The organism is Allotamlana fucoidanivorans (assembly GCF_045788535.1).
GTDB lineage: Bacteria > Bacteroidota > Bacteroidia > Flavobacteriales > Flavobacteriaceae > Allotamlana > Allotamlana fucoidanivorans.
On record NZ_CP074074.1, the window covers coordinates 1,415,415 to 1,439,282 of the forward strand.

Genomic DNA, 23,868 nt, shown 5'->3' on the forward strand with positions numbered 1-23,868 from the left:
TGTGATTTACTGCTGAATGCTTTTTGGTTTTTTTGATTTTTTCAACGTTTGCTTAACAAAACTTTAAAGATTTTATAAAAAGATTACGGGTAATTAATTCCTGCATTTTTTTTAAAAGAAAGGACTTCCTTTAAGCGTATTAATTAAGATATTTGTAACTTTATTGGTGGCACAATTTGTGCTGCCTGTTTTTTAGCAATAATTCACAGAAACTTGCGATGGATTTAGTAAAAGAAATACAGCGTCTTAAAAAGGAGAAAAATGCCGTTATTTTAGCGCATTATTATCAGATAGGGGAAATTCAAGATATAGCCGATTATGTTGGTGATAGTTTAGGGCTTTCTCAAAAAGCAGCCGAAACAGATGCGGATATTATTGTGTTTGCAGGGGTGCATTTTATGGCCGAAACGGCTAAAATTTTAAATCCATCAAAAAAGGTTGTACTGCCTGATGTCAATGCAGGGTGTTCCTTAGCAGATTCTTGTCCGCCAGATGCCTTTGAAGCATTTACCAAAGCACACCCAGATCATGTGGTGATTACTTATGTGAATTGCTCGGCCGAAATTAAAGCATTAAGTGACATTGTTTGTACTTCATCAAATGCCTTAAAAATAGTAGAGTCGGTTCCTAAAGATACGCCTATTATTTTTGCGCCAGATAAGAATTTAGGGCGATATATTATCAATGAAACTGGTAGAGATATGTTGTTGTGGGATGGTAGCTGTGTGGTACATGAAGCGTTTTCTATGGATAAATTAATTGCACTGCATAAAAAGTATCCAGATTATAAAATCATAGCACATCCTGAATCTGAAACACATATTTTGAATACGGCCACCTATATTGGGTCTACATCAGGAATGATTAATTATGTGAAAGAACATCAGGATCAAAAATTTATTGTGGCTACTGAAGCAGGGATTTTACATAAAATGCAATTAGAGATGCCAAATACTGAGTTGGTGCCAGCACCCGCAAAAGAAGACAATACTTGTGCTTGCAGCGAGTGTCATTTTATGAAAATGAATACCATGCAAAAACTTTATGATTGTTTAAAAAATGAATCACCACAAATTGAAGTTGACCCTGCTATAATTGATCGCGCGCTATTACCTATAGAGCGTATGTTAGAGTTGTCAAAATAATAGAATGACTACAGATTATTTAGTAATAGGTTCTGGTGTTGCTGGTCTCACGTTTGCAGTTAAATTGGCCGAAAAATTCTCGGATAAGAAGGTGGTTATTGTTACTAAAGCCAGTGAGGATGAATCTAATACAAAATATGCCCAAGGAGGTGTGGCTGTTGTATTAAATAAAGAAGAAGATTCGTTTAGAAAACACATTAATGATACCTTAGTGGCTGGAGATGGACTCTGCGACACTGATGTTGTAAAAATGGTGATTTCTGAAGGGCCAGATCGTTTGAAAGAACTATTGCTTTGGGGAGCCAATTTTGATATTAATGATGCTGGTAAGTTTGATTTAGGAAAGGAAGGGGGGCATTCAGAGTACAGAATAGTTCATCATAAAGATATTACGGGCTATGAAATTGAGCGCGCTTTATTAGCTAAAGCACATGAATTACAAAATATTACCATATTACCGCATCATTTCGCTATTGATTTAGTCACTAACCACCATATTGAAGGTGCTAACCCCAATGAGCTTGTTTGTTATGGGGCTTATGTGTTTAATCAAAAAGAAGAAGAAATTTTTACCATAAGAGCAAACAGTACACTTTTGGCTTCAGGGGGCATTGGTTGTGTTTATGGTCATACTACCAATCCTAAAGTGGCAACAGGTGATGGTATTGCTATGGCTTATAGAGCGAAGGCTAAAATAAAAGATATGGAATTTGTACAGTTCCATCCAACCGCTTTATATGATTCTAGTGTAGGATCAGCATTCTTAATCTCTGAAGCTGTACGAGGGTTTGGAGCCTATTTGAGAAATAAAAGCGGACATAGATTTATGCCAGATTATGACGATCGGGCTGAGTTGGCATCCCGTGATATTGTATCACAATGTATTGATACAGAGTTAAAAAAAACGGGAGATACCCATGTTTATTTAGATTGTACCCATTTAGATATGGAAGCCTTTATAAAACACTTTCCAAATATCTATGAAAAATGTTTAGAGTATCATATAGACATAAAGACCGATTGGATTCCTGTAGTGCCAGCGTCTCATTATTTGTGTGGCGGTATAGAAGTAGATAAGAATGGAAAAACTACAATAAAAAACCTCTTTGCTTGTGGTGAATGTACCAGAACAGGTTTGCACGGTGCTAATAGATTGGCATCAAACTCATTATTAGAAGCATTGGTATATGCTCATAATATTTACAAATACGCATTAGAAGGTACAAATCAATCAACAAATGTAATCATACCAGACTGGGATGATAAGGGTACAGTAATACCCAAAGAGCATATTCTAGTTCAACATAACTTGAAACAAGTACAGGCCATAATGAGGGATTATGTGGGTATTGTTAGAAGTCATAAGCGCCTTAAATTGGCGGTGAAACATTTAGATGTTATTTATGAAGAGGTTGAAGCTTTATATAAAACCTCAAAGATTAGTACATCGCTTTGCGAATTACGTAATATGCTCAATGTAGCGCATTTAATTGTTAAACAATCACTACAGAGAACTGAAAATAAGGGAGGGTATTACAATATAGATAATCTTGATTAAGTTTTCCAGAAGAAACACAAACCGTCCTAATAATTTGTTTTAAAACATCAAGAGTTTTTTTGAATATTTTTACTACATGTCTGTGCGTCATAAACTTACACGTTTCTAAATCAAAATTTATTAATTTCGTTTTTACATTTTGCTGTGTTATAGGAGGCTTACAAATTAATGAAAAAGACAAATTTTATGATTAGGAATTATTGGAATGAAAAGTGGAAAGACATTCAATTTGATGATGGTATAGCGACGAATGAGAAATTTAAAATTTCAAACTACGGACGAATACTTAACTGTAAAGGAGACCAGCCTTTTTTGGTAAAAGAATCATTCATTAATGGATATCAAAATCTTCCTCTCAAACAAAAACTCAATGGCAAATCAACAAGCAGGTATGTTCATAAATTGGTGGCTCAACATTTCTTAGAACAAAATGATGGTGTTTATGTGGTACATCTCAATTATGATAAGACTGATAACAAGGTTTCAAATTTAAAGTGGGCTACAAAACGTGAAAAAGAAGTGCATCAGTTTAGCAATCCAGAATACAAGAATACACCTAGAAAAAGAACCTATTCTAAACTAACGGAAACCAAAGTAAAACTTATTAAAAGAAAGATTAATGATCCCAACAGAAGAACACGTTTAAAAATGATAGCCAGACAGTTTGGTATTTCTGAAATGCAGCTCTATCGTATAAAAACTGGCGAAAACTGGGGGTCAGTCACTGAATATTAAAAGCCATTTACTAGCGCCTTATTCATTACTTATGCCCTTGATGAGATGCGATGTAATCTCGCATATTCTTTTGGGTTTATTGTTTTATACTTTTTAAACTGCCTGTTAAAATAACTTAAGCTGTTAAATCCTGATTCAAAACATATTTGTGACACTGTTAAATCAGATTCTGATAAAAGTTTAGAGGCATGAGCAATACGTAACTTATTTACGTATTCAGTAAACGTTTTTTTGGTACGCTTTTTAAAGTATTTACAGAATGTAGATTTGCTCATATGTACTTTTGAAGCGATTTCAGATAGTGAAATGTCATGATGCAGATTATCAAAAATATAGTTCAAAATTTTCTGAAAGGTTATACTATCTTTAGCTTGGTAAAATTGAGACACCTGTGTGGTAGAGAGCAACCGTTGACAAGAATCATGACTCAGTTCTTCTATAAGTTTATAAAAGGATAACAATCTAGGCATGCCTGTTAATGAGGAAAGTGATGTAAGTTGTTTTGCATATTTTTCACTGTTTAAAAATTGAACACCACTTGAGGCTTTTTTTAAGAGTAAATGAATATGTTTCATTTCGGGAAGTTCGTTTTGAAAGAATAAATCATCTTTAAATTGAACAACATGACTTTCGGCTACCAGCCCTTTTCTGTCATAAAAATCATTATCGCATCGCCAATAGTGCGGCACTTGAGAGCCAATTAAAACTAAATCTCCAGCCTTAAAGAGTTCGGCACTTGCGCCAACAAATCGGGTACCGTAACCAGATTTTATATAAGTAAGCTCATATTCTACATGAAAATGCCATGATGAATCAAAGTAGTCTTGTTTAAATTGAGTAGCTATAAAAGACTGTTGATATGGATAAAATACCTGTTCATTTATAGCTTTCATGGTCGTATATGTTCTGTTTTGAATGTAAAATTATATTATTTGGAAATATAGTTCAAAAAATTGACAATATGCGTCTGTGATGAAAAAAGTATATGTAACATTTTTGCAAGAAATAAATAAAGCTATTATGGAAAAATCTAAATTTACAGACCCATTTAAGCAGGCGCGAGAAGGAAAAGGGTATGGTGAAATGAATGATCAAAACGATCCTGTAACCATGATTTTGGGTCATAAAGACGTGCGTAAATGTGCCCACAATTGGAAAACCTTTCAATCTGGTGGAGAAGAAGTTGGACGTATTGTGGTGCCTTCTGAAGTACATATTAGAGAAACACGGCAAATACCTTTTGAGGTTGATCCGCCAGAACATAAAGATTATAGAGATTTATTGAATCCTTGGTTCAAACGCCCGCTGGAGTCAGACTATCAAGCTAAATTAACGGATATAATAAACCAAGTTGTGAATGAAGCTTTAGAAAAAGGCAGCTTAGAGGTTGTTGAAGAGTTCTCTTTAAAATTACAATCACGAGCACTTACCCTTTTACTAAATATACCTTTTGAAGAATCAGAACGTTGGATTTCTTGGGGTACCCATGTGTTTAGAAGTGAAGACACCGCTTTAGATGCCGATAAAGCCAATATTCTTTATGATTATATAGACCGCGAAATAGACAAAGCGATTGCCAATCCGGGTGATGATTTATATTCTGTATTACTAGCTTCAGAGGTGAACGGAAAAAAAATGACAAAAGAAGAAGTTAAAGGTGTTTTAGTATTAACCTTTGCAGGTGGTAGAGATACTGTAATTAATGCAGTTACTAATTCCATCGCTTATTTTGCGGATCATCCAGAATCTTTACAACGCTTACGTGATGAACCCGAAATAATGAATACGGCTATTGAAGAATTAATCCGTTATTTTTCACCCTTAACTCAAATGGGACGTGTAGCTACAGAGGATACTCAAGTTTGTGAGCATGCCATAAAAGCGCAAAGTAGAATTTCTATGTGTTGGGCATCAGCCAATAGAGATGAGCGCGTTTTTGAAAATGCTAATGAAGTGATTTTAGACCGAAAAGTGAATCCGCACGTAGCATTTGGTTTCGGGACTCACAACTGTTTAGGGGCTACTCATGCGCGTCAAATCATGAAAATTTTATTAAGCACGCTAACTGAAAAAGTAGGTTCTATGAAAATTTTAGAGGCTAAAGAAAACATAGAAGACCTTGATGAGTTTAAACGGAAAGTAGGTTTTGATAGCCTCCATGTAACATTCAACAAACTTTAAAAAATAAACACTAAAAAAAGATAAAAATGGCGAAAATCACATTTATAACTAGCGATGGAAAGGCTACTACCGTAGAAGGCACAAGTGGTACTGTAATGGAGTTGGCAGTACAAAACAAAATTAAGGGTATTGATGGCGATTGTGGCGGTGTTTGCTCTTGTGCTACCTGTCACGTTCATGTGAACCCAGAACAGTGGGGTATCACAGGTGAGCCAGACGAACTGGAGAGTGACATGTTAGAGTTTGATGACAACGTTAGCGAATACAGCCGATTGTCTTGCCAGTTAAAAGTAAGTGATGCGCTTGATGGTCTTGAATTGACGGTTGCAAATTAAATTTGACATGACAACAACTAAGAGTCAGGTATGTGTTGTTATTGGTGCCAGTCACGCAGGCGTAAATTTCGCTTTTAACCTACGTAGAGAAGGTTGGGAAGGCGAAATTATCCTTTATGATATAGATACAGAATTCCCGTATCATCGTCCGCCATTATCAAAAGCCTATTTAACCAGTAAAGACGAAACAGATCAAAGTTTACTGTTTCCAAAAGAGAATTATACAACCGATAATATTACTCTAAAACTGGGAGTTGGGGTTGAACGTTTTAATCGGGAAGAGCAATCAATTTTGTTAAGCAATGGATCTATTCAATCTTATGATAAATTAATCATTGCCACAGGTGCAAGACCTTTCATGCCACCAATTAAAGGCATTGAAACCGCTAAAAACCTGTTCCCGATGCGAACCGCTGAAGATGCCATTAACATTAGAAAGGCCTTTAAGGGCTCTAAAGAAAAACGCGTGGTAGTTATTGGTGGTGGTTACATTGGTCTAGAAACAGCTGCTTCGCTTAAAAAATTAGGTGCCTCTGTGGTTGTTTTAGAGCGTGAAGCTCGTATTTTAGCTAGAGTTACAGCTCCAGTTATGTCTCAGTTTTTCACACAATTACATCAAAACAATGGTGTTGAAATTCTAACAACTAAAAATGTTGTTTCTATTGAACCAAATGGCGGTTGTAATATGGTTGTCTGTGATGACGGCTCGCAATTTGAAGCTGATCTAATCGTAGTTGGGGTAGGTATTCAGGTAAATACTGAATTAGCTCAAGAGGCTGGTTTAGTTATTGAAAATGGCATCAAAGTTGACGAAACGGCCAGAACCAATGACGAAAATATTTACGCCATAGGCGATTGTACCTATCATTATAACCCACATTATAATTGTTGTCTTCGATTAGAATCCGTTCAAAATGCTGTAGATCAAGGAAAAACCGCTGCTAAAGCCATTTGTGGAGAAGCGGTTATTTATGATGCTATTCCTTGGTTTTGGTCAGACCAGTTTGATGTAAAACTTCAAATGGTAGGGCTGTCAATTGGCTATAATAACATAGTTGTTAGAGATGAAGAAGCTGAAAATAGTTTTTCAGCATGGTATTTCAAAGATGATGAATTATTAGCGGTTGATGCCGTAAATTTTGCAAAGGCCTATGTTTTAGGTACTAAATTTATTAAGTCTGGACAGAAATTGGATAAATCGAAAATATCCGATATATCCATCCCATTCAAACCTAATAGCTTTTTAGCTGAATAAAAAACAAACGATGTCAATACAATCAAAATCAGCCATTGCAACAGGAGATGGTACATTTATAATAGATACAGTCACTATTGCTCAACCCAAAGCAGATGAGGTTATAGTAAAAATAAAAGCAGCCGGACTGTGTCATACAGATCATGATTCTTTAAATTGGGGAAAACCTATTGTGTTGGGTCATGAAGGAGCTGGAATAGTAGAACAAGTAGGGTCAGAAGTTACTGATTATAAATCTGGTGATAAAGTTATCTTAAACTGGGCTACACCATGTATGAAATGTTTTCAGTGCCAGGAAGGGAATCAGCATATTTGTGAAAACAATTCACCTGTTACCGCAGGAGGCAATGGCTACACGCCAGGGCATGCCCATTTAGAAGGTACCCTTTGGAACAATAAACCCATTGAGCGTTCTTTTAATATTGGAACTCTTGCAGAATATGCTCTAGTTAAAGCTTCGGCTTGCGTAAAGTTGGATAGTGATATGCCTATGCCTTCAGCAAGTATTATTAGCTGTGGTGTGATGACGGGTTATGGTTCGGCGGTAAATACGGCAAAAGTAACGGCAGGAAGTTCCGCTGTTATTTTAGGCACAGGCGGTGTTGGTTTAAATGTGATTCAAGGCGCAAGAATTTCTGGAGCTTCTAAAATTATCGCCATAGATATTAATCCTGAGCGATTAAAAATGGCGAAACAGTTTGGTGCCACACATACTATTTTAGCCGATAAAAATGATATTGGTTTAATGCAGGCTTCAAAACACGTAAAGGAAATGACCGATGGAAGAGGTGCCGATTTTGCCTTTGAGTGTACCGCTATTCCAGCCTTAGGAGCTGCCCCTTTAGCTATGGTAAGAAATGCTGGAATTGCTGTTCAGGTGAGTGGTATTGAAGAAAAAATTACTATTGACATGAATTTGTTTGAATGGGATAAGATTTATATCAACCCCTTATATGGAAAATGTCGTCCACAAATAGATTTTCCAAAACTAGTTTCTTTATATGATAAAGGTGATTTAATGCTAGACGAAATGATTACTAGAACCTACCCGTTGGAGAACCTTCAACAAGCCTTTGAGGATATGTTAGCTGGCAGAAATGCAAAAGGAGTCATTACTTTTTAAATTAAAAAATAATTAAACAATAAATACCTATCATAAAAAATGGTAAAAAACATATCAAAAATTGGTTCGCTTCTACTGCTGTTCTGGGGTATTCATATTCAAGGGCAATCTATAAATATTGAATTATTAAAAAACTGGAAATTTACCAATTACGATTATGGTGCTGCCTTTCAAGAAAATTTTGATGATTCCAACTGGGAAAGTGTTACCATTCCTCATGATTGGGCAGTAAAACAGGATTTTAATTTTACACACGATATCCAACTTACCATGGTGGTTCAAGATGGTGAAACACAACCAAGATATAGAACTGGAAGAACAGGTGCTTTACCATATGTTGGCATAGGATGGTATAGAACTTCTTATAATATAACCGCCGAGGAATTAAATGAAGATGTTCAGCTTATGTTTGATGGAGCTATGAGCAATGCAAAGGTGTATGTAAATGGACAATACGTTGGTGAACGCCCATTTGGATATATATCCTTCTATTTTAATATCACCAAATTCTTAAAGCCCGGTAGTAATAGTGTCGCTGTCAGGTTAGAGAATTTTAATAGTCAATCTAGATGGTATCCTGGAGCGGGTTTATACAGAAAAGTTTCTATTATTAAATCAAACAAAACACGTGTTAAAACATGGGGGACTTTTGTAACCACACCAGTTATCACAAAGAAAAAGGCTCAGGTTAATTTGGAACTGGAGCTTGTTGGCGACGGAAAATGCACTGTTGTAAATGAAATTATAGCTCCTGACGGAAAGCAAATAGAGCAAAAATCACGCGAAATTACGCTTGAAAGTGCATCAAAACTATCTGAAAATTTTACGGTTTCCAAACCAAAGCTATGGGATATTAAAACGCCACATCTTTATAATATAAAAACAACTATTTTAAAATCAGGTAAAGTTATAAACACCTATAACACCCCGTTTGGTATAAGAAGTATCCGATTTGAATTGGATGGTTTTTATTTAAATAATAAACGTGTAAAATTTAAAGGCGTAAACATGCATCATGATTTTGGTCCTGTAGGTGCAGCCTTTCATAAGGAGCTTTTTGTTCGTCAAATGAAAAAGATGAAAGATATGGGGGTAAATGCTATTAGATTTTCTCACAACCCGCCAGCGCCTGAAGCTTTAGATATTTGTGACCAAATGGGTATGCTAGCCATTGATGAAGCATTTGATGAGTGGCAAATAGGAAAGGTGTTAAACGGATATTCAAAACAATTTGATTTGTGGGCTAAAACAGATTTAACTGATATGATTTTGAGAGACCGAAACCACCCAAGTATCATCATGTGGAGTATTGGTAACGAAATTATGGAACAATATCATCACGACCCCAACAATATCACCGGGTATTTAAACAATATTGTAAAATCGTTAGATACAACTAGAGCCACTACAGCAGGATTTAACTCGGCTAACAATGCTTTAGAAAGTGGTATGGCATCAACCGTAGATGTTGCCGGATTCAACTACAAACCAGGTATCTATCATAAAATAAGAGAAAAATATCCTAACTTAAAATTCTATGCCAGCGAAACAGGAGGTGCCTTAAGTACAAGAAATTCTTATAAATTCCCAGTTGTTTTTGATACACTTCAAAATACTAGGGGTACTTCTGTGAACGTGCATCTATACCCCGACGGGCAACCCGGAAATTACGAAAACACCAATGTACCTTGGGGCTATGCACCATTTAAAGAGTTTGCTGCACAAGAATACAGCGATTTTGTTTATGGTGAATTTGTATGGACAGGTTATGATTATCTAGGTGAACCATCGCCTTACCACACTGCTAAATCAAGAAGTTCATACTTTGCTCCTGTTGATATGGTTGGCTTAGAAAAAGACAAATTCTATCTCTATCAAAGCGAATGGCATGAAGACAAAGATGTTTTGCATGTATTTCCGCATTGGACTTTACCTGAAATGACAGGAAAAACACTTCCAGTGGTTTGTTACTCTACTTACGAACACGCAGAATTATTTGTTAATGGAAAAAGCTATGGTATTAGCAAAAAGGTTAAACAGGAAGTTCCAGATTTTTTAGCAAATAACATAAAAAAAGAAGCTTCCGGAGGAACGTCTATGGTACAATTAAAGGCTTATGCCATGGTTTGGGAGGATGTCGCCTATGAATCTGGCGAGCTAAAAGTGGTGGCCTATAACTCTAAAGGAAAACCAATTGCTGAAACTGTGCGCTATACTTCTGGAAATCCTCATACTATAAAAATAGAGCCCGAAATTGATATAATAAATAAAGGAGAAGTAGGCGTTTATGTGGTTTCAGTATTAGATAAAGATGGAAATTTATGTGTTAACTACAACAGAAACATGCAGATGGAAGTTAATGGTGCAGCAGAATTTTTGGCTTCTGGTAATGGAGATCCAACCAATGTACAAAACCTGTCTAAACCAAAACGGAAGCTATTCAACGGTCAGGCAGTTATTTATGTAAAAGGCACTAAAGCTGGTCAGGTAACTGTGCGTGTAACTTCAGAAGATTTTAAAGGAGAGAACCGTCAATTAATAGTTAATTAAAATGGCATCAAAATTTAGAACTACTGAACTATCAAATCCGGAATTTGAATCGGATAATTTACGTTTCATTACGGTAAAAACGCCAAATCTTAAAGGGCGAGGTGATATTTGTTTGTATGTTCCAAGTGTTAATATTTCTGAGGATATACCATTAGTCATTTTGCTTCATGGTGTTTATGGAAGTGCCTGGATATGGAGTCAAAAAGCTGGAGTTCATAGAACTGCCGAGAAATTAATTCTGGAAGAGAGCATTTCTCCCATGTTAATTGCGATGCCTTCAGACGGATTGTTAGGTGATGGTACAGCCTATTTGCCTCATCATAGTTTAAATTTTGAAAAATGGATTGTTGAAGATGTCATTGCTGCGGTTCAGGAAAATATACCAGAGATGACCCAAAAATCTAGTGTCTATATTGCTGGCTTATCTATGGGTGGTTATGGGGCGTTACGGTTAGGTGCTAAATACCCGAGTATATTTAGCGGTATATCGGGGCACAGTTCAATTACTGCATTGGCTCAAATGAGGTTGTTTGTAGAAGAACCGTTAGAAAGTTTTGAACAGGATAACGAAGATGATGTATCCGTGTTGTCAACCATTATAAAAAACAGAGATACTTTGCCACCTTTGCGTTTTGATTGTGGTGTTGGTGATGAGCTGATTGATTATAATAGAACGCTACATCAAAGATTAAAGCAGGCGCATATTAAGCATGATTATCAAGAGTTTTCAGGAAAACATGAGTGGGTGTATTGGGAACACCATGTTAAAGATTCTTTGAAATTTTTCAGTGTAATAGAGCAAAAAAAAGAGATTTCTAGTTAAAGAAATCTCTTTTTAGGTTACGGACAAAAAAAGGTTTATTTGCTGAGCATTAATAGCTCATTGCATACAATTTCAGTGATATAACGTTTGTTGCCATCTTTATCGTCATAACTTCTTGATGTGAGTTTGCCTTCAATAGCAACCTCCTTACCTTTGCTTACATATTTTTCAATAATTTGAGCCGTTTTGCCCCAGGCAATCACATTATGCCATTGGGTATCTGTAATGCGCTCACCATGATTATTGGTATAGCTTTCGTTGGTTGCAATATTAAATTTTGCAAGGGTTTTTCCTGATTCAAGATTGATGATTTCGGGATCATTTCCAAGGTTACCAATCAATTGTACTTTGTTTCTTAGTGTACTCATTTTTATAAATTTAATAGTTAAACAATTGATACTATCGAGTTCTTATGTTTCGACAAGGCAAAGATCATCAAGGTTTCAAGAGTTATTCGGGTGTTACTTGTTTAAATTCGTTTGTAAGTGTTTGTAGTCGTTTGTAAACGAATAATATTTTGTATATTAGGCATTATATACAGAAGGCGACAAGAAAAATGCGAATACGACAAGAAACTAAATACGACTATAAAGAAGTCTTTAATGTAATTGAATATGCATTTAAACATGTAGAATTTACAGACCATACAGAACAATTTCTAGTTGAAAGGTTAAGAAAGTCTGACGCTTTTATACCTAAACTATCAATTGTTGCCGAAATTTACGGAAAAATAGTTGGACATATTCTATTGACAAAGCTGAAAATCAGGAATAAAACGAATGATTTTGATTCTTTGGCTTTAGCACCTGTTTCTGTCTTACCTGAATTTCAAGGAAAGGGAATTGGTGGAAAATTGATACTAGAATCCCATAAAAGAGCGAAAGAATTAGGTCATGCGTCAATCGTTCTGATTGGACACGAAAATTATTATCCAAAATTCGGTTATGAACAAGCAGATAAATACGGCATTGAATTACCGTTTCAAGTTCCTAAAGAGAATTGTATGGTAATTGAACTGATTGAAAATGGATTGAAAGGGGTTAATGGCATGGTTGAATATCCAAAAGAATTTTACGAATAAAATAGAGCTAATGGATAAAAATCTTAGTAAAATAAAAACAGAAATTTATGACACATGCTGTCTTGACATTTCGAGTTTTCAAACTGAAGTGGAAAGCAAAGCATATAGTGCCTGTCGTTTTCAACTCAATGGTTTAAATATTTTGAGTAGAAATGCCAAAATAACACCAAAAAAAGCTGGACAATTTGTTACGTTTTGGAAACGAATAGGAAATGGATCAATTGAACCATTTAATGAGAATGACCGAATTGATTTTTGTACGGTAAATGTGCAGACTGAAAATAAGTTTGGACAATTTGTCTTCCCTAAATCTGTACTGATTAAAAAAGGAATTTTGTCAACCAAAAAGAAAGAAGGTAAAAGAGCTTTTAGAGTATATCCAAATTGGGATATTGTAAATAGTAAACAAGCTAAACGGACTCAAAAATGGCAACTTAAATATTTTTATGAAATAAACGGTGCCACCAACTTACAACATGTGATTGAATTGTATAATGAAAAATAAAGCTTGCTAATGAAAACTCCAATAAAAATAGGGGAAAGCAAATTTCCATCGAAAAAAGCAGCTCTTGAATTTTATAAAGAAATTTTAAATTCTTACGAGATTGGCGAAACTTTAAATACGTCAGATTTTGATAATCTTTTCTGTCTTCTTAAAATTCATTCAAGAAAGAAAGAAAAAATTGGTTGCGGAATTGACCATTTTTGTATTGGACTGGCAAAATTTAATACTAAAAGTTTTGAGCTAGTTAGAACGGATGAAACTTCCGAATTTATATCGTATACAAAACGCATAAATAAACCGAAAAATAAATTTGCAAACTTTAGGGCTGCCTGCCGACAAGCAATTCAAGCCGATTTAATAAACGTGAAGCAAAATTATTTTAGAGACCATTACAAAAATGGAAAAGTAAAATGCCAAGAAACAGGAAAGTTTTTAACCTATGAAGAGCTAAGTGTTGACCACAGACAACCAAATACTTTTTCTGTTATCGTTGACCGATTTATTGAAATTAAGAAACTTGACCTTGAAAAAATTGAATATTTGCAAATAAATGGAGGGCCGAACGAGTTGGTAAAACAAAAGCTAAAAACTGAATTTAGAAATTATCATAAAGAAAAAGCGATTTTACGAATAGTAAAAAGAGAGTTAAATTTAAGTAAAGCACATCAAGCACGGATTGAGAAAACAAAAATGGATTTGACAATTGAATAAAAATATTGCATAACAACTTAAATCTTGTATTCCAAGATAATATTTAAACCCCTATGAAATTTCACATAGAAACAGAGCGATTAGTTTTAAGAGAAATAAGGGAAACCGATTTAGAAGATATGTTTGAACTGGATACCGATCCTGAAGTACAGCGATATTTGGGAAATAAGCCGATAAAGGAGAAAGATGAAGCTTTAAAGCGTATACAAGCTGTTATCAAGCAATATGAAGAACTCGGTATTGGCAGATGGGCCGCGATTGAAAAGGCAACAGGGCATTTTATAGGTTGGTCTGGATTAAAATTGAATACCGAAATCACCATGAACGGATTTTCTAATTTTTACGATATTGGTTATCGCTTAAAGAAGCGCTTTTGGGGAAAAGGTTATGCTACAGAATCGGCCAAGGCTGCAATACAATATGCGTTTAAAGACATGAATCTTGAACAGCTCTATGGAATTACGGAAAAAGGAAATCAAGCATCTCATAGGGTTTTGCTGAAAATTGGATTAAACTATGTGGAAGACTTTTATTTTGAGAATGAAGGTTTAAATTTAAGATGGTATCATATTAAAAATAAGGGATTATGGACAAACAATGCTTAGAGTGTGGCAATAAAATAGTAGGTAGAATAGATAAAAAATTTTGTGATGATGCCTGCAGAAATGCCTATAACAACAGAGTAAATAAGGACAGCAAAAACTTAATACGCAACACCAATAACAGACTGCGTAAAAATTACAGAATTTTAGAATCTCTTAATGTTGAAAGAAAGACGAAAACATCAAGAGCAAAATTAATAGAAGCAGGTTTTGATTTTAACTACTTTACTAGCATTTATACAACTAAGGCTGGTGCTACTTATTATTTTGTCTATGACCAAGGGTATTTGCCTCTTGAAAATGACTATTATATTTTAGTAAAACGCGAAAACTAGTCAGCTAGTTGTTTAATTACTCTTCAAAATACATATAAGCAATACCCTGCATATTAGCTTACCAATTCATGTTCTATGCGTTTTATCGAGTTATGCGCAGACTCAATAGCATCGCGTTGTTTTAAAAGTTTTTTACAAACGGAGAGCGGTAATCCAGGTTCACTAATAGCCAAATTATATTTGTTTACGCTCCATTGCATCACGTAAAACATTTCACTTAATAGTTCGTCAATTTGATTGTTAGACAGTAAAAATTTAAACTTTCTCCATATAGGCCTGAAACCAGCATATTCTGAATGTGGCATTTGCGGCTCAATACCTAGTTTCAACATTTCTACCCTTAATCCTTGGGCATATTCTTGTCTTTCGATGGCTCTTTCTTTAAATAATATTTCTAATTCAGCACCGTTAACATGATAACTAGCATTGGTATATAACTTTTCAACCTGATAATTCAACGCCAGTAAATCTTTCAAAACAAATAAAACCTTTTCTTTGTTTCTCATATCACAAATTTTATCGACCACAATTTACTTAATACTTACATGCTATTAACAACCTCGATAAACAAGTTAAATTATATTTATTAACAAATTTTAATTGTTTTTTTGTTTTTTTAACAATGCCGTCATAAAAAAACGGCTAAAGCATGAAAACTTAGCCGTTAAATATATACTCAATATAAATTACATTTATGAAATAAATTCGGCTTGTCTTTTCATGTTACCCATTTCATTTTGAATCACATCTACTTGCTTTAATAATAGTTTGCAAGTAGAAAGAGGCATATTAATTTCACTCAGTGCCTCATTATATTTTTTAACACATATAGCTTTTAAATTAAAAATTTCATCTAATAAACCGTCATCTTTGCTATAGATTAATAGGGTTTTAAATTTCATCCAAAACTCAGAAGAGGATTTTTCAAGCGCAACAGGGGCACCTCCAATTTTTATAATTTCAAGCTTTAAGGCTGCTACAAATTGTCTTCTTTTATAAGCGCGCCTTTTTAAAAATGCTTTTTGCTCTGCAACGACGAGCTCATGAGCTACTTCTAAATAAATCTTTTCTATAGTATTATTCATGACCATAAGGTCATTTAATTTTTTCAACATTCTCTCTGCGTGCTTCATAATCACAAAACTTAAATAAAAAGTAAACGCACAAAATTACAGATGAATTAGCTGATTATTAGATTTTTAACAGAGTTTAATACGCTTTTTATAAATTTTGTCAGTTTTTTAACAATAAACTCTTAAATTTTTAACAATTAAGAGTCTATTTATCTAGAAGTAGAGAACATGACCCACTAATTAGCAGGGCGCAAAACGGTGTCAAATAAAACGCCTTTTAATTTAATGGCTCTTAAACTTCCTGCTAAAATGTTTTTTTGATTGGTAAGTAATTGAACAAGTTCTTCAGAGAAACGATGCTGTTTTAATACCTCAGTATATTTATCAATACTCCACGTTTTAATTCTGATTAATTGTTCCACCAAATCGTTATAATCATTGTTTAACCTATTGTTTTTAAAGTTAAGGGACAATATATTAGAATCATTTTTTGTAATACTAGGGTATTTGGGGTGACCACCCAATTGTATTATTTCAGCACCAATGAACCTACAAAACTCATTGCGTTCAAAGGCCATGGCTCGAAAAAAGTGCTTCAAGTCTTCATGCTCAACCTCATTTAATGCATCTAAATATAGTTTTTCGGCATAGTGATTAATAGATAAGAGCTCATTTAATGGTGTTGTGTTTAGTTTAGCTTTTTTCATGGCTTAAAGTTTTAAGTATGAAACAAGAATCATATAAGAAGTTAATCTTGCAAAATTCAACTCTTAAGATACAAAATAAACAGCAAAAACCCTAACCAAGTTCAAACAAAAATCAAATATAAACTACTATCTTTATCATAAAGATGTAATTTTTTAGTGGTTTATCTCAACCAAAATATTTAGTAAGTTTACATCCTAAAATTTACAAATACACTTGAGCCCTTTCGTCTTCAAACAGTTTGAAATACACCAAGATCAATGTGCCATGAAAATAGGGACAGATAGTGTTATTCTTGGTGCATGGACACAATTAAAACAACAACCCTTTTCAATATTAGATATTGGTGCAGGAACAGGAGTCTTGTCACTGATGCTTGCTCAAAGGAGTCATTCTGAACTAATTGACGCGATTGAAATAGATGATAAAGCTTATGAGCAATGTGTAGATAATTTTGAATCATCGCCTTGGGGAGATCGGTTATTTTGTTATCACGCCTCGCTTGATGAATTTACGGAAGAAATTGAAGATACATATGATCTTATTATTTGCAATCCGCCTTTTTATGCTGAGCACTATAAAACTAATGATTTGCAACGGGATTTGGCACGATTTCAAGATGCTTTACCTTTTGATACGTTACTTTTTAGTGTATCAAAACTTTTACAAGAAAACGGGCTGTTTTCGGTAGTTATCCCATTTCATGAAGAAGCTAATTTTATTGGGCTGGCTCAAGATTATCAACTCTATCCCAACCGAATACTTCAGGTTAAAGGGAATCCAAATTCTGAAATTAAGCGCTCGTGTATTGAATTTTCATTTCAAAATAAAAACGTTGAAATAGATGTGTTGGTTATTGAAACTGAAAGACATAAATACACGCCTAAGTATATAGATCTTACAAAAGATTTTTATTTAAAAATGTAATTGAACTCGCTAATAATAATGTAAATTTGAGAAGCAGAAAGGTTTTATTGTTATAATTTTAATAGTTTTTCTGTTTTTTATTATTAAACATTAGTTAAAGTGATTTTGATATGCGACCCGATTTATTTGAATCTCCAGATTATTATAACCTAGACGAACTCCTTACTGAAGAACATAAATTAGTAAGAACTGCGGCTCGTGAATGGGTAAAGCGTGAGGTGTCTCCAATAATTGAAGACTACGCCCAAAAAGCAACGTTTCCAAAACAATTATTAATGGGGCTGGCTAATATAGGCGCATTTGGCCCATATATTCCTGAAGAATATGGTGGGGCTGGTCTTGATCAAATTTCATACGGTTTAATCATGCAGGAAATAGAACGCGGTGACTCAGGAATAAGAAGTACGGCTTCTGTACAATCCTCATTGGTGATGTATCCCATATGGAAATATGGTACAGAAGCGCAATGCAAAAAATACTTGCCCAAATTGGCCTCAGGAGAATGGATAGGCTGCTTTGGTTTAACTGAACCCGATTATGGCAGCAATCCTGCCGGAATGATGACGCATTTTGAAGATAAAGGTGACCATTATTTGCTCAATGGTGCTAAAATGTGGATAAGTAATGCGCCTTTTGCCAATATTGCTGTGGTTTGGGCTAAAAATGAAGAAGGTCGTATTCATGGGCTCATTGTTGAACGTGGTATGACTGGTTTTTCAACCCCTGAAACCCATAATAAATGGTCGTTAAGAGCTTCAGCTACTGGAGAGCTTATTTTTGATAATGTAAAAATCCCTAAGGAAAATCTACTGCCTAAAAAATCTGGACTTGGTGCCCCTTTGGGGTGTCTTGACTCAGCACGATATGGCATTGCTTGGGGCGCTATAGGTGCGGCTATGGATTGCTATGACACCGCCTTGCGCTACAGTAAGGAACGTGAACAATTTGGGAAACCTATTGGGCAGTTTCAACTTCAGCAAAAAAAGTTAGCAGAAATGATTACCGAAATTACAAAAGCTCAACTGCTAACCTGGCGATTAGGCGTGTTGAGGAATGAAGGAAAAGCCACGTCTGCGCAAATCTCAATGGCAAAACGAAATAATGTAGACATGGCCATAACTATTGCGCGCGAAGCCCGACAAGTATTAGGCGGTATGGGTATTACCGGAGAATACAGCATCATGCGCCATATGATGAATTTAGAAAGTGTGATTACCTATGAAGGCACACATGACATCCACTTATTAATCACAGGATTAGATGTTACGGGTTTAAATGCGTTTAAGTAGTAACATTCGGTTGCTATAAGTGACTATTTGTAATCCAGAAGTAATGTTGGCTTATTAAAAAAGTTTTCGTATTTAATACCTATAGGATAGTTGTCCTCGTTATAAGTGTATGTATAATAGTAATCGCTACTAGAATTGGAGGTAAAATATTTTACCACATTATTTTTACTGAAAAAAGGAAGATGGTATTCTCGTGGTTCCCAGTAGTTATCATGAAAGGCCAAAGACTCCACTACATTAAGGGTTAATCCATTAGGTAAGTCGGTGTCCAGAGATAAATAGGGATTTTCAGCATTATCAAATTCATAATTATATTCAACAATATTTGCGTGTTCCGATGATTGCACTATAATTTTATAGGCATTACCCGCTTCATTATAAAAGTACTGCTTCCCTTTGTAGAATGCGTTGGAACTACTCTTTTTAAACAGAACCTCTTTAATTCTGTTTTTGGAATCTAAATTAGCAATGATACTTGCCTCCTGTTCATTATTTACCCTTATTAAAATCTGACTCCCTTGATATGAGAAATACTGGTTAGATATATCATACGTATAACTCGCTGATCTATTGATTGTTTTAAGGTTCCCGTTAGTGTAATAAGTATAATCCTTTACAAAACTCGGATCTGTGCTAGAAGAATGCATATATGAAACCTTAAGCAACTGTCCTGTATCATTACGCGTATAAAACGTATTGTAATCCACAAAATCAGATCCAACATATTCTTTCTTAAGAACTAATCTGCCTTTTTCATAGAACAGACTATCAATATTGGTTTCATCATCAAATGATATAGAATTAAGTAGTTTCTGTGGGGGTTCGGGAATAACTATTCCATCATCAGAGTTGTTATCACATGACATAAATAGAATCAATAATAAAAACAGTCTTTTCATTTAATTTATCAATTTGAAAATTTAAACAAAAGTAGCGGAATTTTATTACAAATATATAAGTGACAGCGCATAATTTCTAAAGCCTCTCTATGGCGAAGCGCAACAATGTAGACAAGGCCATAACTGTTGCGCGCGAAGTCCGACAAGTATTAGGCAGTATGGGTATTACAGGAGAATACAGTATCATGCGCCATATGATGAATTTTGAAAACGTGATTACCTATGAAGGCACACATGACATTCATTTGTTAATCACAGGATTAGATGTTACAGGTTTAAATGTTTCTAAATAAACTATCACTTCTTTTTTTACGCAAACGTTTTCTTTAAAAAATATTGGTAAGACTGACTTTTGACAGGTTTTTTACTTTTTCTGGTTGGTAAATTTGTAGAGTAATTCTAATTACAGAGTTTCTGTAAGTAATTTTTATATCATGGAAGAATCAAGAAAAGACATTATTCAGTTCGTCAATTTGCAACTTGCTGCTTTAGGACAGCCAACTTTTAAAGATAAAGCCAGTAGTGACCAAAAATTTTGTGATCCTGAATTTGAAAAATCCACAAGAGCTTTAATTATGAGTCTTAGAGAAAAATCTAGACTCTTGTCAGAACACCAAGCTCCTGCAGATTTAAGGATTCAAAATTTTATTGATGACTACCTAAAAGACGTTTCTGTTGATAAATCATATAAATTACCAAATAACACGTTAATCTTATCGAAAAAAGGACAAGCTAGAGAAATTAGCTTACCGCCAGATGGAAATTCGTTTAAAAGTGATTTAGTAACATCTAGCCGTTTAAAACAAGGAATTTTAAACAATCCCTTACATGACAAGAGAACAACAAAAGGCACATTTCATATTGTAGAAGGTCCTTTGCCTGTTCCTCTAGACAAAAAAGAAGTACCAAGAGTGGTGCTTGCACACTTTTTGAATGCAGCTTTTAATCCTTCTGATGAGATGAATACCTTACCATTCACTTCAAGTCAAGAAGACAAAGCAAAAACTATGGTCTCTATGTTATTACGACCTGTGGTTTGTCCAGAAGTAAAAGGTGTTGTTTCAGAAAAATCATTAGAGGTTCGTTTTTTTGCTCCGGGCAACTTAGTGAGTAATCTTGATTTTGTGGAGAATATTTTTGGTAACGCTGGTGATCCTAATTTAGCTCATAATGATGCAGCTCTAGACCCAGAACACTGGACTGGCCATACAGGTTGTATTATTTTAGCACCACAACTTTTAAAACTAAAAAAGAAAGATGTTGGTCTGCCACATTTTGATGTTGCTACAGAACGCCAAAGAAAAGATGGTATGTGCTGGCAGGATGAAAATGAGTACTACAATGATGGTTCTGCGTTCAAACTAACCTGTAGAGATGAACGTGGTGTTGTTGTTACGCTCATTGCTGACAACTACTATGGCTATTCTAAAAAAGAGATAAAGACCCAGATTAGCTACTCTGCAAACCTTTATGGTTTATTAGAAGAAGAACATGCTGGAGGTGCCATAGCTTACGCAAGACGTATTATGGGTGACACGGTAAATGGTGCTGATTATTCTGAAGTTTATGGACTCAACCACTCCTTTGAAGATGTAAAAAGACTGTTAGCGGATCGCATTGAAATAAAACCTGAAAACTATGCGGTTGATAAAAAGTATACGAACATTGTTTATTTACCAGAATCAGCGTATTTTAATATTAACACTAACAATATTACCTGGGAATACAATGGTGAAACACAAGCGTTGACCTTATCGCCTTTTAAAACCTATGTACATCCTTCTGGTAATAAACTAAAGCTTGAAAAGCATAAGACCATCAATTTATGGCGTATTGTTGAAACTTTTCCAGAAGGGGTATTTTGCCACAAACCTTGTACCGTTTCTGGTGGTGGAAAATCAGAGATTTCAAAATCTATGCAAAACGCTATCACTTACAGTACATTTAATATTCATAATATAGAAGAAGACTTTAAAAAAGCGGATGAAATTATTGAATTTGATTATTCTACACGTTGGAGAGTAAAAGATCCTAACAGAAAAAAATCAAGATCGTTCCTAAGTGAAGATAGAACTTTAGGTTCTGTTGTAAAACTCTTAACACCTTCAGAAGAAAACTCTGATGAATTTAACGAATGGCTAGAGAATATTCCTGTCCATATCCGTTCATTAGTTTTGTTTGTAAAACGATTATTCAGACAAGCACATGGTGGAAACTTAAACTGGAAAGATATGATGTCTGTTGAAATTGTTAACGGAGTAAAAGGAACATCATTGATTTATAATAACAATCCTGTAGTTGGTAGTTATGTGCGTATTGGGTTTAATCAACAAGGCACTTGGATGCTAAACAAGTTGCGTTCAGACTTTGCTGCCAGTGAAAAAATTCAAACAGAAGATGATATTTCTGCCTCAATAACCTTACCAAGACAACAGTTAAAAGATTTAAACCCAGAGTATACAAACCCTAGCGTAAAAGTACTTACAAACTGTGAGGCACATTTGTTCCAAAGACCAGATGAAGCTATTGTAAGAGGCTATGATAAAGGTGCAGAATTAGATATAATTTCAAATGGAAGGTTCTTGACAAACTATGAGATGTTGACCAAACAAGATGCTATTGACATCTATGAAGACACGATTAATTTTGATAAATATACACAGCCTGTTAAGGACTTCATTCTAGATATCATCAATAATGAAAGTGATGACATTCAATTTGTGTTACCGTCACACCCAAGAATTATTGAAGATGGTTTGCCAACTAAAAATCCACGTTATTTAGAGCCAAATAGATTCTATGAAGAAACCGAAGCTTCTTATATTGCAGATATTGGTGTAAGGCTTCATAGAAAAATTGAACCAGAAAACCCAGTCGTTCATGTTGTAAATGCCGTTTTACCTGGCAGAAGAAACAACCCTGTTGATAAAGCAAATGGTATTAGACCTCTTGCCGTGTACAACCCTATTCACTACCAAGAAACCCCTGAATTGTTCATGGACTTTATTTGTAGTTTAACGGGAAAATCGCCTTCAACAACTGGTGCTGGTTCTGAAGGAGCTTTAACCAAAGCACCATTTAATATGCTAACACCAACAACAGACTTAAATAATGCACTGTTATCACATATCTTAACAGAATCTAACGGCTTTAGTACGGCTGCCGGTTATGTTGGTGCTGAAAACAAAATTGACCATGATGTGAGTTTATTAATTCCTGAAATCTGGGCAAGAATGACACCTGATGACAGAGATCCTAAAAACCTTATGAACAACGGATCTTTGGAAAAACTTGAAGATTTTGAATACGAAGGGCAAAAAGTATTGGCTAGTCGATTAGGATATAGAATTACCAGAATGTTTAACTTATTATGCTTAAACCGCATATTTGATGAACCTACAGCGGTATTTAGTGAGCGTATGCTCAAGCCAGAACTTCAAGGCATGGAAGACTATGTTGATGGTATTAACAATATTGTTGAAGCCCAAACTAAAGTAGCACGAAATTATTTCGAAGATGGAAGTGTTGAGGCTGCAATTCCTCCACTTCAAATCTTATTACACATTATGGCTTATGGGCATTTTGAGGGTAAAGATATTAGCGATCCTGAATTACGCCAGCAATTTACACGCGAAGCTGTATTGAATAGTGATTGGTATAAAGAGCGTTTAGCAATAAAACAGCAAAAAGACATTAAATTCCATGAATCTCAAATCGCATACCTTGAAGGTTTCATATCAAATTCTGTAAATAGCGAATTGGTTAAGGAAATGGATATTGAAAGTCGTCTGAATAGTGTAAAGGCTTCATATGAAAAAGTAAAATCTGACGCCTATCTAAGTGAATTGGTTGGAACCATTGGTGCTGACCCACTATTTAAAAAAGCGAGTTAAATTTGTGTTTAGCTATATAGTGTTTATAAAAGAAGCAGGGTTTTTAATCCTGCTTTTTTGTTGTTTTAAATTAAAGTTGTGTTGTAAAACAAGACGTGTCATGTTCAGAAAAATTAGTAATTTTCTGGAAAATTTTTACTCGT

Annotated in this window: 23 protein-coding genes and 1 pseudogene; 18 read left to right on the forward strand and 6 right to left on the reverse strand. The window is 34.8% G+C overall.

Features of this window, described 5'->3' with window-relative positions:
- Nucleotides 1-218 precede the first annotated feature (218 nt).
- From nadA to KFZ70_RS06520, 3 genes are all read left to right on the forward strand, one after another.
- Nucleotides 219-1,145 (forward strand): quinolinate synthase NadA, encoded by a 927-nt coding sequence (gene nadA, locus KFZ70_RS06510; RefSeq protein WP_139695908.1) that lies wholly within the window; start codon nt 219-221, stop codon nt 1,143-1,145.
- Between the two features lie 4 nt (nt 1,146-1,149).
- Nucleotides 1,150-2,703, forward strand: a complete 1,554-nt coding sequence (nadB, locus tag KFZ70_RS06515; protein ID WP_139695905.1) for an L-aspartate oxidase — start codon at nt 1,150-1,152, stop codon at nt 2,701-2,703.
- A 186-nt stretch (nt 2,704-2,889) separates the two neighbouring features.
- Nucleotides 2,890-3,438, forward strand: coding sequence for an HNH endonuclease (locus KFZ70_RS06520; RefSeq protein WP_139696106.1), 549 nt, complete (start codon nt 2,890-2,892; stop codon nt 3,436-3,438).
- A 29-nt stretch (nt 3,439-3,467) separates the two neighbouring features.
- On the opposite strand, the gene KFZ70_RS06525 is transcribed toward KFZ70_RS06520, so the two are convergent.
- On the reverse strand, nt 3,468-4,331 hold the full coding sequence (locus KFZ70_RS06525) for an AraC family transcriptional regulator (protein WP_139695903.1): 864 nt from the start codon (nt 4,329-4,331) through the stop codon (nt 3,468-3,470).
- 127 nt (nt 4,332-4,458) lie between these two features.
- Here KFZ70_RS06525 and KFZ70_RS06530 point away from each other — a divergent pair, with 127 nt between their 5' ends.
- Genes KFZ70_RS06530 through KFZ70_RS06555 form a run of 6 tightly spaced genes read left to right on the forward strand, consistent with a single transcriptional unit; the run spans nt 4,459 to nt 11,705 of the window.
- Nucleotides 4,459-5,619: a cytochrome P450 gene (locus KFZ70_RS06530; RefSeq protein WP_139695901.1), complete on the forward strand. Its 1,161-nt coding sequence runs from the start codon at nt 4,459-4,461 to the stop codon at nt 5,617-5,619.
- Nucleotides 5,620-5,645: 26 nt separating this feature from the next.
- Nucleotides 5,646-5,954 carry a 2Fe-2S iron-sulfur cluster-binding protein gene (locus KFZ70_RS06535; protein WP_139695898.1) on the forward strand — a complete coding sequence of 103 codons (309 nt, stop codon included), beginning with the start codon at nt 5,646-5,648 and terminating at the stop codon, nt 5,952-5,954.
- A gap of 7 nt (nt 5,955-5,961) precedes the next feature.
- Nucleotides 5,962-7,209 (forward strand): NAD(P)/FAD-dependent oxidoreductase, encoded by a 1,248-nt coding sequence (locus KFZ70_RS06540; protein WP_139695896.1) that lies wholly within the window; start codon nt 5,962-5,964, stop codon nt 7,207-7,209.
- A gap of 10 nt (nt 7,210-7,219) precedes the next feature.
- A complete protein-coding gene (locus KFZ70_RS06545) occupies nt 7,220-8,332 on the forward strand; it encodes a Zn-dependent alcohol dehydrogenase (RefSeq protein WP_139695894.1) in 1,113 nt (370 codons plus the stop codon).
- Nucleotides 8,333-8,371: 39 nt separating this feature from the next.
- The gene (locus KFZ70_RS06550) at nt 8,372-10,882 is read left to right on the forward strand and encodes a glycoside hydrolase family 2 TIM barrel-domain containing protein (protein WP_139695892.1); all 2,511 of its coding nucleotides are present in this window, start codon (nt 8,372-8,374) and stop codon (nt 10,880-10,882) included.
- Between the two features lies 1 nt (nt 10,883).
- Complete coding sequence (locus tag KFZ70_RS06555; RefSeq protein ID WP_139695890.1) at nt 10,884-11,705, forward strand: alpha/beta hydrolase family protein; 822 nt, start codon at nt 10,884-10,886, stop codon at nt 11,703-11,705.
- Nucleotides 11,706-11,740: 35 nt separating this feature from the next.
- On the opposite strand, the gene KFZ70_RS06560 is transcribed toward KFZ70_RS06555, so the two are convergent.
- A complete protein-coding gene (locus KFZ70_RS06560; RefSeq protein WP_139695888.1) occupies nt 11,741-12,073 on the reverse strand; it encodes a single-stranded DNA-binding protein in 333 nt (110 codons plus the stop codon).
- A gap of 188 nt (nt 12,074-12,261) precedes the next feature.
- On the opposite strand from KFZ70_RS06560, the gene KFZ70_RS06565 reads away from it, so the two are divergent.
- The 5 genes from KFZ70_RS06565 to KFZ70_RS06585 are packed head-to-tail and all read left to right on the forward strand — an operon-like array spanning nt 12,262 to nt 14,939.
- Nucleotides 12,262-12,786 carry a GNAT family N-acetyltransferase gene (locus KFZ70_RS06565; protein ID WP_139695878.1) on the forward strand — a complete coding sequence of 175 codons (525 nt, stop codon included), beginning with the start codon at nt 12,262-12,264 and terminating at the stop codon, nt 12,784-12,786.
- A gap of 10 nt (nt 12,787-12,796) precedes the next feature.
- Nucleotides 12,797-13,291, forward strand: coding sequence for a MepB family protein (locus tag KFZ70_RS06570; RefSeq protein WP_139695877.1), 495 nt, complete (start codon nt 12,797-12,799; stop codon nt 13,289-13,291).
- Between the two features lie 9 nt (nt 13,292-13,300).
- A complete protein-coding gene (locus tag KFZ70_RS06575; protein WP_139695875.1) occupies nt 13,301-14,002 on the forward strand; it encodes a DCL family protein in 702 nt (233 codons plus the stop codon).
- A gap of 53 nt (nt 14,003-14,055) precedes the next feature.
- Nucleotides 14,056-14,607 (forward strand): GNAT family N-acetyltransferase, encoded by a 552-nt coding sequence (locus KFZ70_RS06580; protein WP_139695873.1) that lies wholly within the window; start codon nt 14,056-14,058, stop codon nt 14,605-14,607.
- Entirely contained in the window at nt 14,589-14,939 is a 351-nt protein-coding gene (locus KFZ70_RS06585; protein ID WP_139695870.1) for a hypothetical protein, read from the forward strand. The genes KFZ70_RS06580 and KFZ70_RS06585 overlap by 19 nt, the downstream gene beginning before the upstream one ends.
- A gap of 53 nt (nt 14,940-14,992) precedes the next feature.
- On the opposite strand, the gene KFZ70_RS06590 is transcribed toward KFZ70_RS06585, so the two are convergent.
- The 3 genes from KFZ70_RS06590 to KFZ70_RS06600 all read right to left on the reverse strand — a co-directional run bounded on the left by KFZ70_RS06590 (nt 14,993) and on the right by KFZ70_RS06600 (nt 16,719).
- On the reverse strand, nt 14,993-15,445 hold the full coding sequence (locus KFZ70_RS06590) for a DUF2383 domain-containing protein (protein ID WP_139695868.1): 453 nt from the start codon (nt 15,443-15,445) through the stop codon (nt 14,993-14,995).
- 186 nt (nt 15,446-15,631) lie between these two features.
- Entirely contained in the window at nt 15,632-16,072 is a 441-nt protein-coding gene (locus KFZ70_RS06595) for a DUF2383 domain-containing protein (protein ID WP_139695866.1), read from the reverse strand.
- A gap of 176 nt (nt 16,073-16,248) precedes the next feature.
- Nucleotides 16,249-16,719: a DUF2383 domain-containing protein gene (locus KFZ70_RS06600; protein WP_139695864.1), complete on the reverse strand. Its 471-nt coding sequence runs from the start codon at nt 16,717-16,719 to the stop codon at nt 16,249-16,251.
- Between the two features lie 265 nt (nt 16,720-16,984).
- Here KFZ70_RS06600 and KFZ70_RS06605 point away from each other — a divergent pair, with 265 nt between their 5' ends.
- Nucleotides 16,985-17,644, forward strand: coding sequence for a tRNA1(Val) (adenine(37)-N6)-methyltransferase (locus tag KFZ70_RS06605; protein ID WP_139695862.1), 660 nt, complete (start codon nt 16,985-16,987; stop codon nt 17,642-17,644).
- A 110-nt stretch (nt 17,645-17,754) separates the two neighbouring features.
- A complete protein-coding gene (locus KFZ70_RS06610) occupies nt 17,755-18,933 on the forward strand; it encodes an acyl-CoA dehydrogenase family protein (protein WP_139695860.1) in 1,179 nt (392 codons plus the stop codon).
- Nucleotides 18,934-18,956: 23 nt separating this feature from the next.
- On the opposite strand, the gene KFZ70_RS06615 is transcribed toward KFZ70_RS06610, so the two are convergent.
- On the reverse strand, nt 18,957-19,832 hold the full coding sequence (locus tag KFZ70_RS06615; RefSeq protein WP_139695858.1) for a hypothetical protein: 876 nt from the start codon (nt 19,830-19,832) through the stop codon (nt 18,957-18,959).
- Between the two features lie 83 nt (nt 19,833-19,915).
- Between KFZ70_RS06615 and KFZ70_RS06620 the strand changes: the two are divergent.
- Together KFZ70_RS06620 and KFZ70_RS06625 are read left to right on the forward strand one after the other, a co-directional pair.
- A pseudogene (locus tag KFZ70_RS06620) lies at nt 19,916-20,125 on the forward strand (acyl-CoA dehydrogenase family protein); the annotation flags it as partial.
- A 141-nt stretch (nt 20,126-20,266) separates the two neighbouring features.
- On the forward strand, nt 20,267-23,725 hold the full coding sequence (locus KFZ70_RS06625) for a hypothetical protein (RefSeq protein ID WP_139695856.1): 3,459 nt from the start codon (nt 20,267-20,269) through the stop codon (nt 23,723-23,725).
- Nucleotides 23,726-23,868 lie beyond the last annotated feature (143 nt).